Source organism: Bacillus cereus group sp. BfR-BA-01441 (genome assembly GCF_022663075.1).
Lineage (GTDB): Bacteria > Bacillota > Bacilli > Bacillales > Bacillaceae_G > Bacillus_A > Bacillus_A cereus.
Genome location: NZ_JAKUEU010000014.1, coordinates 1 through 12,273, shown reverse-complemented (window position 1 = coordinate 12,273; position 12,273 = coordinate 1). Strand labels below are relative to the sequence as shown.

The following is a 12,273-nucleotide window of genomic DNA, read 5'->3' as shown; positions in this document are numbered from 1 at the left end:
ATGTAAATATGCACCTTTTCTATTGTATATGCAATTTAATAAAGTTAATTTGAGTTTCTGTAACGTTCATATATGAAGCCATTCTTTAAAAAAGGACGTGATTTATCATACAAATTCACGCTGTGAAAATACCAAAGAATATTGAAAGTCATTTGTTTAAGAAACTTAGTAACTTGGTTTCAAATGGGAAGAAAGAGCGAATGAAGCGATTATTAAATTCATGCGACATTAATAGGACCCTGATAGGGGATTTACTAATCCGATCTCTAATCTGCCAAAAGTATAAAATTAATAATGAAGAAATTAGATTTATATATAATGAGTATGGAAAACCTTTTGTTGAAAACTTTTCTGACTTTCATTTTAATGTGTCTCATTCAGGAGAATGGGTGGTTTGTACTACTGCTAATTTTAATGTGGGTATTGATATAGAAAAAGTTTCAGAAATAGAGGCTTTTAAATTAGCAAAAGAATTTTTTTCAGCGGAAGAATTTTATGATATATCTAATATGAATTCTGATGAACAAATTAATTATTTTTATGATTTATGGACATTAAAAGAAAGCTATATAAAAACGATTGGAAAAGGGCTTTATACCCCATTAAATTCATTCTCTATAAAAAAAGAATCACGAACTTCAATTTCATACAAGCATATACCTAAAAACTTTTACTTTAAACAATATAACATTGATCCAAATTATAAGTTATCTGCTTGTGCAACAAGAGATGAATTTCCTCAAGAGATAATAATTAAAGACATTTATACAATTTGCCAAACTATATACAAATTTGAAAGTAAGGAGAAAATCAATGCAGAAGACTAAACTTTTTTGCTTTCCACATGCTGGGGGATCTGCGTTTAGTTACGCAAAATGGAAAAATCACTTTAATCCATATATTGAGGTAGTCCCGGTAGAGTTAGCTGGTAGAGGATATAGAATTGAAGAAAACTTGTACCAAAGTATGGAAGAGGCAGTAAATGATGTCTACAATAAAATAGTTATGCAGATAGATGATTCGCCCTACATTCTATTCGGGCATAGCATGGGAAGTTTGATCGCCTATGAAGTAGCCAGAAAAATAAAAGATTCTAAAAACGTATCGCCTGAATTTCTTGTTTTGTCCGGTAGAAATCATCCAAATAGTAAAATAAGAAATATCCGACATAATCTTTCTAATGAGCAATTTAAAAGAGAAGTTATTGCAATGGGAGGTACACCATCTGGGGTACTGCAATCAGAAGAATTAATGGAGATCTTTCTCCCTATTCTAAGAGCAGATTTTAAAATCGTTGAGACGTATATTCATGACAAAAATACACAACCATGTGATATTGATTTTCTTATATTTAATGGGGAAAATGATGAATTTACTACATATGATCAAGTAATAAAATGGGAACGATACACAAGTAAAACGTGTACTTTTCATTCTTTTGAAGGTAATCATTTCTTTCTAAATGAAAATATTGAAGAAATAGCAAATAGTATTAAAAGAAAGTTAGATTCTAAAAGATTATCAAATAGTTTTTAGAGTTTTATAAGTATGCTCATAGCTAAAAATATTAAAGGGTTTGAAGTATACACTTCTTGTGCAGATATGCATGGCAAAAAGACAATCGAGTACATTCGGTGGTCTTTTTCTATTTTTATGGAGTTTGTGGCGAAATGCTAGACTTGCTAGATTGTGGATCTAGTAGCCGTTGAATGTGCGGGTTCAAGTCCTGTCATTCCGACCACGAGGGGGTATAATTTAAGGGTAAAACAGGGGCCTCCAGAACCTCTGATGTGGGTTCAATTCCCGCCATCCACTTATACTTGTTCATTAAAAGGTTTCACAAACAATATGTAATATGTTATGGGTACTTACATAAATTTATTGATTTTCAGTTAAAAAGTATTGTGCGATTATACACGTTATGTTACAGTAATATTACTAAGTTGTTACAATATATCATAAATGTTTCGGTATTATTTCTTGTTATTTCCGTAATGTTACAAAAACTATAAATATTGTTATGTGTATAGGAGTGTGTGTAGTAAAAAGTCTGAGTTGAAAGTACGTGCACACTTTAAATTTCCTTTTTGTCTGAATGAAGAAGACTACCAACTAATTAAGGGCTTTAAAGTAACCACTTTAAATAAAATGTGCTTCCTTTCCCACACACAATTGAGTACATATTTAAAGTACAGTCTAATTGCTACACAGACTCTTGTACATATAAACATTAAGGCGAAATAGAGATAAGAATTCATTACATAAAAAGCATTACCAAGCTAAACGTACAAAATATCATCTGTGCATTTTGATGAAATGTTAAAATGCCTAGATGATATTTTTTTGAAGAATTCTTGGATATGTTTATGAATAACAATTCCTAATACTTAATGATTCTCTACTACTAAAACATCCGATAATTTATGTAATTAGATTTATAGGGTGTATGTACATTCACTTATATAGGGAAAATGAGGTTTTTCATATGAAGTATAGTTATAAAGTGTTTATATTTATTTGGACAATTATTTTATTGTTTTTTCTACTTTATTTTGGTTACAGTGAAATTTCCGAAAACGAGCAAATGCCAGTCATAACAATCAAACAATAAAAATAAGAAATACTACAAAAGCAAAACATAATAAAAATAGATACCCGAAAATGTTTAAGAACAGGAACAATTACATGCATAAACAACCTTACGATTTCCATGCATACCCCACGTCATTTGGGCAATAGGGGAAAAGTATTATTATTTGGCGTGCGCAATCTTCCATCACTAGTAGAAACGGAAAGTTCCGTATACCTGCTGAAGGAGGAAGATGTCTACCTGCCAGGGGGCGGATCTATTCAGCATCTAGAAATATTGGAATTAAAAGTGTAGAAAACAAATAGTGAAAAGGGAACATATCTTGTGATTCCTTTTTTATTCTTGTAGATAAGTCTGGGGAGAAAACGGGGATTTCTGCACGCAACATAGATCTCATCGGTATACTAATTGTGTTTTACGTATAGCTGGGAGTTGGTGTGATGGTATTTGCAATGGATGTGAGATTCCGTCATTCTTTTCATGAAATTGAATCATTAGACATTCCAAATATATTGTTTCCGAGTCAGTGCAGGAAATTGTATCAAGTGATTGGAATCGGCATTCAAGAAGAATTCCGCAATCCCTATGTCATTATAAAAGAGCAACATGGTTCCGTTACATTCCGATTACCAGAAGAATTATCAACATGGGTGCAGAACAAATTATTACTTGTTAAAGGGGGCCAGTTTGTTTCCATACTGCATTTCAGTTAGCCATGCGAAGTTTTGTGCCATTTTTTGATCTCGGATATAAAAAGAATAGTCTGTCAGGTTAGGTGAGGAGATGCCACCTCTGACTTTCACATCATACGTAGGATGTGGTGTAACTTGAATCAATTCAGATTTATGATTCTGAATAAACATTCTAACCTTTTCAAACTTGTTAATTACGGGCTGTATCTCCATTTTAAACCGATCATAGGGATATGTTTTATTTTTATTGTAATACCTATCCAGTTCAATCAACTCTGACACTGCTGTATCAAATTCACTCTTTACTTCAGGATTTACTTTTTGCAACCATTCTTTTGCATAAGAGCGGAATGAAGATCTATAAAACAAATTCATATCAAAACCAGCTAATGTGAGTGGCTTTCCTTTTTCTTTTTGTTCTTTCATATAGGTAAATAATTGTTCAAGTTCCTCAGTTTTCCATACAGAGTATAAGGATTGTTTCATCGCTTCTGTAGCGGTTGAGTTATCAAAATTTTGCTGAACAGCTGCTGCTTCCCAAAGCCCTGTTTCAAATGCAATCACATTATATTCCAGGTGTAACAGCTTGAGAGGAAGTGCTGGAAGACGGGATCCCTAAGAAAGCAAAAAAACTAGGTGTGAAATAATCAGTTATTTGTGATGGTGGATTCTCCTAGGTGGAGGGTTCGCCGTTTTTTATTATATGTTATGTTGTGGTTTTTATATAAAGCATATTGAAAAGATGGATTAAATCTTCTGGAATGATGTCTCCATAATTAATAACTTGTACAATAACCTTTCAATTATCACTAAATCCATTCATATCAACAAGTTGTCGCATATATCCCTTTGTAGCAATATCTTTTAAAGTACGCTAAAAAATACCCTTTATTTTATCTTTATCTTATCTTTACCTTATCTTTAAATTTTTATATTAAACTTAAAACCTTAAAGTATTGATGTTTGAGTCTAAAAAGGGCGGGAGATAGATGTTCATTACATAGTTTGTAAATAACCAATTACCTTTGAAAAATTAAATTTTTTATACGAGAAGGAATATATGAAGGATACAAGTAAAAAACAAATTATAAAAGTGTTCCTTATTAGTATTTTAGGCTTAGTAATAATACTTGGAATGCTATATTTTAATCATAAAACCAATATTCAACAAAATAAAGCGCAAGCCACCGAAAAACGTGTATTGCAATATGAGTCTACCTTAAAAAAAGAATTAGAAAAATATAATTTAGGAGAGAAAACACCAATTTTATTAGGAATTATGTATCAAGAGAGTAGAGGTGAGGGAAACGATCCTATGCAGTCATCTGAATCACTTGGATTAAAGCCAAATGAAATTCAAGAGACAAGCTTGAGCATTGAACAAGGGGTAAAACACTTTGCTAAAATGTACAAATATGGAACGGACAAGGATGTTAGCATGGATACAATTATTCAAAGCTATAATATGGGGCCAGGTTATATTGATTTTGTTGCTAGTCAAGAAGTTAAACAACACTCGGAGGATTCAGCCAAAAAGTTTTCTAAGATGAAAGTTGATCAAAATCCAGCGATGTATACTTGTGGTGGAAATAAAAATAATTTTAGGTATCCATATTGTTATGGTGATTTCACATATGCCACAAAGGTAAATGAAAAAACAAAACTTATTGAAGAACTTCTTCGAAATGTACATAGCTCTTCTAAATAAGTTGCAGAATAAAATATAATGATACCGTCAGTTAATAATAATAATAGCTAAGAAAAAACTACTTCCTTTCTTAATTCACATAATTTTCAAAAATAAATCCTGTGGATGTTAATATTTGTTATATAATATATTTGTCAAAGCATTACCCCTAAAGTTTCTACAGTCAATCTGTAAGATAGTTTGTTTGGCTCGTATATTCACCTTAAAACAAAAAGAACTTGTAGAGAGTCCTACAAGTTCTTTTTGTTTTAAGGGTTAAATGTGGATTTAAAATATAGTTGCAATTTTTTGAGGGGGAAAAGTAAATGTTTATAAAAACAGAAAGATTATTAATACGGAAATTTGAGTTCAAAGATTGGCAAGCTGTTCATGAGTATACATCAGATATCAATGTTATGAAATACATACCTGAAGGGGTTTTTACTGAAGAAAATACAAGAAACTTTGTGAATGAAAACATTGGTGAAAACGCTAAGAACTTTCCTGTAGTATTAATTCATAAAGATATTCTGATTGGTCATATAGTTTTTCATAAATATTTTGGTGAGCATACATATGAGATTGGTTGGGTGTTCAATCCTAAATATTTCAATAAAGGATATGCTTCTGAAGCAGCACAAGCTACATTGGAATATGGCTTTAAGGAAATGAAATTACATAGGATTATAGCTACATGTCAGCCACAAAATACCCCATCATATCGAGTAATGGAGAAGATTGGAATGAGAAGAGAAGGCTATTTCAGGAAGTGTATACCACATGGGAATGAATGGTGGGATGAATATTATTACGCTATTTTAGAAGAAGAGTAGTGTTTCAGAATGCATTATTTAAATTGACACTCTTATTCCTAAATAGGCAAGTTGACTATCTTTATTGGGGATTCTTGCTACTAAAGGCGAAGTTTATTTCCGGTATCGCTGACGTGCAAAACTTTGTATAATCTGATCTTATCTCTAAATCACAACTGTTACCCCATCACCATCAAGTTAAAGTTTCGTTTTATTTTGCTAACTTGATGGTGATGTGACGTAACCTTAATTATTTAAAAATTTTAAAAAGGCCCATTAGTCATGTTAAAGGGACCTTGATCACGCAAATGATCTGTAAACCAATTCATTTTTGATATACAGATCATTTGTATAATAATTTTTATAAATAATTGCTAAATAGTGAATTTACATAAATGCTTTTAGTAGTTCTTGAATTAATGGGATTGCTCCACCTATAAATTTTAAAACTGCCATTGCGATTTCCATATTATTCTCTCCTCTTTTTCGTATTAAGATGTAATAAATCTTTATAACCTTATTGTAGTAAGCGCTTACAATTATAACAATACATTTTCGTATGCAATATTGCATATTTATACATTAGATCTCTATTATTCATTTTTTAATGGTACTATAGCGAGGTGAGAGTCTTTAAGGGTTCTGCTTAATAGGAGGAAATATGGAAAGAGTGCAAGCGATTTACAGTAATCAAAAATTTAAGAGTTGGGTTAAACAGGTATTAGCTGTAGGAGGAGTAATAGGGTGCTGTTATTTGGTGTTATATGTTTTCTGTTTCTTAGTTATCATGTAAATAGTATACAACTAAACTAGTAGAGTCTTGCCTAGAAAGGTAAGGCTCTTTTATTGTAGTACCTGGAGATGAGCAAACTACATACAATATCTCTCAGGTTTTTCAGATCACTTTGTACGGTTTCTTGTTTAGAACACTAATTCCTATCATTGAAAACAGAATTCTATGGATAAAAAATATGTTTTTACTAGATACATATTAAAAAGACAAGCATAAATTATATTAGATTTTGACAAAGTCTTTTTGATTTCGAAAAGGATTTAAATCCTACTTATAGATTTGATTCCTTTTTATATAATATAATCCTTATATTGATACGTAAATATAATACAGTAATAATGATTTAAAAGCAAGAATTTTAGTAGCGGTACGTTCACACATCCATCAACTTAAGATTTTAAAGTAGCTCTTAAACAAAAAAAATTCTTTTTTTAATTGATTAATAGTAAACAAGAAAGATTGGCAAATTAACAAATAAAGAGATTTATTCAGGTAAAATCTATCAAAAGGTCCTTTACAAAATTTATACATAATTCAATTACAAAATAATGTAAAAATTATGCATTTTTGTAAAAGAAATTCATTGACACTTGTGTATATAAGTAACTATACTCGTTACATTAAATTGAATGCGTGATAATACGATTTTATTATTATTACAAACATGTAAATATAAAAATAGAAAATTTCAATTTGATAAATACAATGGTAGAGGTGTTTATTTTAATGAAGCATAAATTAATTGCAACAGGTATCCTTGCAGGAGTTATATTATCCTATTCTTCTAATATTTTAGCAGATACTCATAAATTCCCTGATGTTCCTACATGGGCTGATAAATCCGTTAACTATTTAGTTGATAAACAGGTATTAAATGGTTATCCAGATGGAACTTTTGGTTCAAATGATTCCTTAGACAGAGCTTCGGCTACAAAGATTATGACAAAAGTTTTAGGGATACAAATTGACCCTAATGCAAAACCATCTTTTACAGATTCACAAAATCACTGGGCTACTCCTTATATTGCTGCTGCTGAAAAAGCTGGGATTGTTAAAGGTGAAGGTAATGGAATCTTCAATCCATCCGGAAAAGTAACTCGCGCTGCTATGGCTACGATGCTAGTAAATGCATATAAACTACAAAGCACACCAAATCATAATGATCAGGTTAGATTTGAAGATTTAAAAGGTCATTGGGGAGAAAAATATGCCAATATTTTAATAGATTTAAAAATCTCTAATGGTACCGAGAACGGTTGGCAACCAAATAGATTTATAACACGTGCTGAAGCTGCTCAACTTACTGCAAAAACAGATATGTTACAACAAAATTTAAACGATGAAAAAGAGATTACTACTGCTACCTCATATGAAGATTTAAATTTAACAGTGGCTTCGAAAATTACAGCTCAAGAGATTGATAGTTTTATTGCAAAATATCATTCAGATAGTCCCTTAGTTGGACATGGACAAGATTTTATCAATGCGCAAAATCAATATGGCGTGAGTGCTCATTATTTAGCGGCGCATGCGATTTTAGAATCTGGATACGGAAAATCAGAAATTGCATATCAAAAACATAATTTATTCGGTCTACGTGCATATGATGGAGACCCGTTTAAATATGCGAAATATTTACCAAGCTACGGCGATAGCATTGCTTATAACGCTAATTATGTACGAGAAAGATATTTAGAAGAAAGTGGTATGTATTATAACGGGTCAACATTAACTGGCATGAACGTGAAATATGCATCAGATAAAGGCTGGGCTAAGAAAATTGCGGGTATTATGGAACGTATTAAACCGTTTCGTGTAGAAGACTATACATATGCAAAAAAATTACCAAAGAATCCTGAAACATTAGATGTCGACGCGTTATCTAATGAAATTCCATATAAAATGTATGCAGGCGGTTCAAGCTCAAATGTTGTATCATCAGCTACTTACTATCAGGTACCTTATCCATTTAAATTAAAAATTAAAAGTAGACCAGATGTAGCTGTCGAGGAGAATAAAGTTGGTACAGTAACTCCTGGAACAACCATCTTTATTTATTGTGAAGATCCGAATGGATGGGTAGAATTCTCTTTTGAAGCTAATGGAGAAAAATATTGGACATTAAAAAATAAATTAAGTATGTAATTAAAAAGATCTATTTCACTAGTTTTAAAAGTATGGGATTGGACAATTGATTCTCTAGATTGGAAATACAATAAATTACCCGTTGATGTAGCAGCTGCAAAGATTATTCAAAATGTCTTAGCAGGTGCGACATCCGCATACTTTTTCGGGAAAATGTTGCGCAAAGTAGGTTCATTTTCAACACTATCTCCTGGTTCACCGTAATCTTCAATGATGTAATATTCCTTATCTTTAATGTATATATTGAATATACAAATATATTGTGTTATGATGTGAATTAGAAACTCGCGTGTTTCAAATACAACATTTTTATCTTTTTGATGACCTCTTATCTTTCCGTAAGAGGTCCTTTTTTATCCCTCCGTATTGCATAGCCGCTAAAATACTATGAAAAGATACTAGAGACTACTACAATGTGATATTCTCTAGTATTTTTTCTTTATCCATATTATCTATTGTTGGGTAATTGATGAATTATTAATTTTTGTATAATTTTCACAAAATAACTTTGAACCATTATTTATTTCAATATAAAATAATAAAGGTATATATATGAATAGGTATGTCCTTTTTATGTGATGATAATGCGAATTGAAGCGTAATACTGAAACGGTAAACGAGAAGAATCAGGGCCGAAACAGATAGTAAGGAGCAGACAATACTTATAATGAAAACGTTCATAATGGACTGTCTATGGATGGATAAAAAATACGAAAAGATAAAAGGGGCAAATGAATATGAACAGAGCCTTTAAAGGTACCGTATTAGCAGGGATAAGTGTGGGTTTCTTGCTAGCTGGTTGTACAATAGAAACATATGTCCTAACGCAGTCCAGAATATAAGCAAGTAGATTAAGTATTCTAAGCAGATAAATGAAGACTATAGCGATGAAGAAATTGAAAGACAACTAAGAGGTATAGCATCCTGACTTTCTAAATAACATGAGTGTTTCTATAGAATGAATCCTTAGGAGGGCTATTGTGGAACCTTTAATCAATGCTATTTTATACTTTGTATTTTTATTTGGAGCACTGTTTCTTATACTGGGTACTGCATTGGTTTTATTAATCGTGGCTGCATTACCAGTAATCTGGAAGAAAAATCTATCATTCCTAATGATTAGCTTAGGTATAAATATACTTGTCATTCCATTGTCTTTTTTTATTGGCGGGATGGCAACAGATTCCCCTGGTAGTACGATGCACGATTTTTGGGAAGTATTTTTGTTTATTCAGATATTTCCGTTTCCCCTAGTACTGCTATCTTTAGTTTGGTGGCTTGTGCGTCGAAAAAAAGAAAAAGTTCATGTGTAGCGTTTTTAATGCAAATAAGCTGTCCGTTTGGGCAGCTTATTATATTTATTACTAAGCGTGATTATTTCCAAAATGAATGCAATACCACTATACAGTTAAATTGAAGGTGAACCATATTGAAATCTTATCAAACTTTAGCCCACTTGTATGCATTAGGACTAGGCTGCGGACTTTGGAATAGAGAGGAGGTTATTTCATGGTGCGATAGGTTGATTGAAGCAAATGATCACCCGCCATATGAAATTATGGAGATATCTTTAATGTCTAAAGCAAAGCTGATATATATAGAATCGGCTTTACTGTCATATAGCCGCATAGTTGATGAAAACCTCTCGGTAAACATCCTTCTTTCAGTCTTAAATGAAAAGTTAGTAGCTCAGAAATGGAATATTAAACAAGCTATTACTTGCTCTACTCGATTACTAGTAAATAGAGGCCTGTATTGGGAAGAAGAATATTTTGATTTATACAGCCTTAATGATAGCTATGACTTAGCACAGGAAGGTATCCATTTTAATGAAAAAGATGTGATTTCTGCTTATATCGATACATTAGGTGTTTTTCGCGTCCATTTTAACGAGTTTGAAGATCTCTATTTACAAGTCATGAAACAGAAGTGGCAAGGGTAGAAGGCAGGAAAAAGAATCATTGAATCGTAAGAGTTACTTCCTGTATTTATCACCAAATTTATCTAGCCAAGACAAATCTGTCTTCGTGTTAATGAATTTTTGTCTCTTAATAACTTAATGCTATCGTTTTTATTTTTTCCGACAGCAAGCTAAGTTAGCATGTTTAATGCATAATGAGACGCCTGTAAATGAGCATTACTATTTAAATTTTTACCAGAGAGTAATTTAGTTAATTAGTAGAAAAAGGAAGGGGCCTATTTGGCTCCTTCCTTTTTCTCATACATACATAACGCTTGTTGACAACTTATGAAATAATAGCATTCATCGCTATTAAAATATAACATTAAAAGCAATTAATTAGATATGTAATTTTGCATATATTGTACTATTTCATGAATAGGAACAAAACTATTTATCTCTTTCTGTATGGAGACAAATAGATTTAGGTTTACTTAAGTTAAGAAGATCTGATCATTGATTACTGGTTAAACCATATTTCTACGTATTTGAAAAAAATTATATTTGATGACGGATCTATTGTCTTTAAGACGGGAGATAAAGTAACAGAAGAAAAAATTAAGAGATTATATTGGGCAGCCAAGGAAGTAAAAGCACAATATCACCGTGTAATTGGAAATGATAAAGCACTAGAACCGGGTAATGCTGATGATGTACTAACAATAGTAATTTATAATAATCCAGATGAATATCAATTAAATAGACAATTATATGGATATGAAACAAACAACGGTGGAATTTATATTGAAGAGAAGGGGACTTTCTTTACATATGAGCGTACGCCAAAGCAGAGTATTTATAGTTTAGAAGAGTTGTTCCGTCATGAATTCACTCATTATTTACAAGGAAGATATGAGGTTCCTGGTTTATTTGGAAGCGGAGAAATGTATCAAAATGAACGGTTAACTTGGTTCCAAGAAGGGAATGCAGAATTTTTTGTAGGATCTACACGTACAAACAATGTTGTTCCACGTAAAAGTATAATAAGTGGCTTATCATCTGATCCAGCAAGACGTTATACAGCAAAGCAAACTTTGTTCGCCAAATATGGATCTTGGGACTTTTATAAGTATTCCTTTGCACTACAGTCTTATTTGTATAATCATCAATTTGATACATTTGATAAGCTTCAAGATTTAATCCGTGCAAACGATGTGAAAAATTATGATGCGTATCGTGAATTATTAAGCAAAAATACACAATTGAATGCAGAATATCAAGCATATATGCAGCAGTTGACTGATAATCAAGATAAATATAATGTACCTCAAGTAACAAATGATTATTTAATTCAACACGCACCAAAGCCGTTAGCTGAAGTGAAAAACGAAATTGTAGATGTAGCAAATATAAAAGATGCAAAAATTACAAAACATGAGTCGCAATTCTTTAACACATTTAGCGTGGAAGGCACGTACGTTGGTGGGATATCAAAAGGTGAGTCTGAAGATTGGAAAACGATGAGTAAACAAGTAAATCAAATTTTAGAGCAGTTATCCCAAAAAGGGTGGAGCGGTTATAAAACAGTTACAGCCTATTTTGTAAACTATCGTGTGAATGCAGCTAATCAATTTGAATATGATATTGTTTTCCA

The 12,273-nt window shown here is 31.7% G+C and carries 10 protein-coding genes and 3 pseudogenes; 10 read left to right on the top strand and 3 right to left on the bottom strand.

Annotated features, from left to right (window positions below; genetic code table 11):
- Window positions 1-122 precede the first annotated feature (122 nt).
- The 3 genes from MR107_RS08665 (at window position 123) to MR107_RS08655 (ending at window position 3,303) form a co-directional block, all read left to right on the top strand.
- The gene (locus MR107_RS08665; RefSeq protein WP_002042141.1) at window positions 123-827 is read left to right on the top strand and encodes a 4'-phosphopantetheinyl transferase family protein; all 705 of its coding nucleotides are present in this window, start codon (window positions 123-125) and stop codon (window positions 825-827) included.
- On the top strand, window positions 814-1,536 hold the full coding sequence (locus MR107_RS08660) for a thioesterase II family protein (protein ID WP_001172947.1): 723 nt from the start codon (window positions 814-816) through the stop codon (window positions 1,534-1,536). The genes MR107_RS08665 and MR107_RS08660 overlap by 14 nt, the downstream gene beginning before the upstream one ends.
- Window positions 1,537-3,030: 1,494 nt before the next feature.
- A complete protein-coding gene (locus tag MR107_RS08655; protein WP_002164541.1) occupies window positions 3,031-3,303 on the top strand; it encodes a hypothetical protein in 273 nt (90 codons plus the stop codon).
- Here MR107_RS08655 and MR107_RS08650 read toward each other — a convergent pair.
- A complete protein-coding gene (locus MR107_RS08650; protein ID WP_002042143.1) occupies window positions 3,256-3,846 on the bottom strand; it encodes an erythromycin esterase family protein in 591 nt (196 codons plus the stop codon). The two genes, MR107_RS08655 and MR107_RS08650, sit on opposite strands and share 48 nt — an antisense overlap.
- A 496-nt stretch (window positions 3,847-4,342) precedes the next feature.
- Between MR107_RS08650 and MR107_RS08640 the strand changes: the two genes are divergently transcribed.
- Both MR107_RS08640 and MR107_RS08635 read left to right on the top strand, forming a co-directional pair.
- Window positions 4,343-4,990 (top strand): lysozyme family protein, encoded by a 648-nt coding sequence (locus MR107_RS08640; protein ID WP_000655735.1) that lies wholly within the window; start codon window positions 4,343-4,345, stop codon window positions 4,988-4,990.
- Between the two features lie 305 nt (window positions 4,991-5,295).
- On the top strand, window positions 5,296-5,802 hold the full coding sequence (locus tag MR107_RS08635) for a GNAT family N-acetyltransferase (RefSeq protein WP_000470150.1): 507 nt from the start codon (window positions 5,296-5,298) through the stop codon (window positions 5,800-5,802).
- 366 nt (window positions 5,803-6,168) lie between these two features.
- Here MR107_RS08635 and MR107_RS08630 read toward each other — a convergent pair whose 3' ends face one another.
- Window positions 6,169-6,354 carry a hypothetical protein gene (locus MR107_RS08630; RefSeq protein ID WP_001987408.1) on the bottom strand — a complete coding sequence of 62 codons (186 nt, stop codon included), beginning with the start codon at window positions 6,352-6,354 and terminating at the stop codon, window positions 6,169-6,171.
- A gap of 946 nt (window positions 6,355-7,300) precedes the next feature.
- Between MR107_RS08630 and MR107_RS08625 the strand changes: the two genes are divergently transcribed.
- Together MR107_RS08625 and MR107_RS08620 are read left to right on the top strand one after the other, a co-directional pair.
- Entirely contained in the window at window positions 7,301-8,719 is a 1,419-nt protein-coding gene (locus tag MR107_RS08625; protein ID WP_242292242.1) for an S-layer homology domain-containing protein, read from the top strand.
- A 24-nt stretch (window positions 8,720-8,743) separates the two neighbouring features.
- Window positions 8,744-8,857 (top strand): annotated as a pseudogene (locus MR107_RS08620) (polysaccharide deacetylase); the annotation flags it as partial.
- On the opposite strand, the pseudogene MR107_RS08615 reads toward MR107_RS08620, so the two are convergent.
- Window positions 8,845-8,952: pseudogene (locus tag MR107_RS08615) on the bottom strand (peptidase M56); the annotation flags it as partial. The pseudogenes MR107_RS08620 and MR107_RS08615 sit on opposite strands and share 13 nt — an antisense overlap.
- A 747-nt stretch (window positions 8,953-9,699) precedes the next feature.
- Between MR107_RS08615 and MR107_RS08610 the strand changes: the two are divergent.
- The 3 genes and pseudogenes from MR107_RS08610 to MR107_RS08600 form a co-directional block, all read left to right on the top strand.
- Window positions 9,700-10,032, top strand: coding sequence for a hypothetical protein (locus tag MR107_RS08610; protein ID WP_000433525.1), 333 nt, complete (start codon window positions 9,700-9,702; stop codon window positions 10,030-10,032).
- Between the two features lie 116 nt (window positions 10,033-10,148).
- Window positions 10,149-10,661: a protein kinase gene (locus MR107_RS08605; protein WP_242292241.1), complete on the top strand. Its 513-nt coding sequence runs from the start codon at window positions 10,149-10,151 to the stop codon at window positions 10,659-10,661.
- A 509-nt stretch (window positions 10,662-11,170) separates the two neighbouring features.
- Window positions 11,171-12,273 (top strand): annotated as a pseudogene (locus tag MR107_RS08600) (collagenase); the annotation flags it as partial.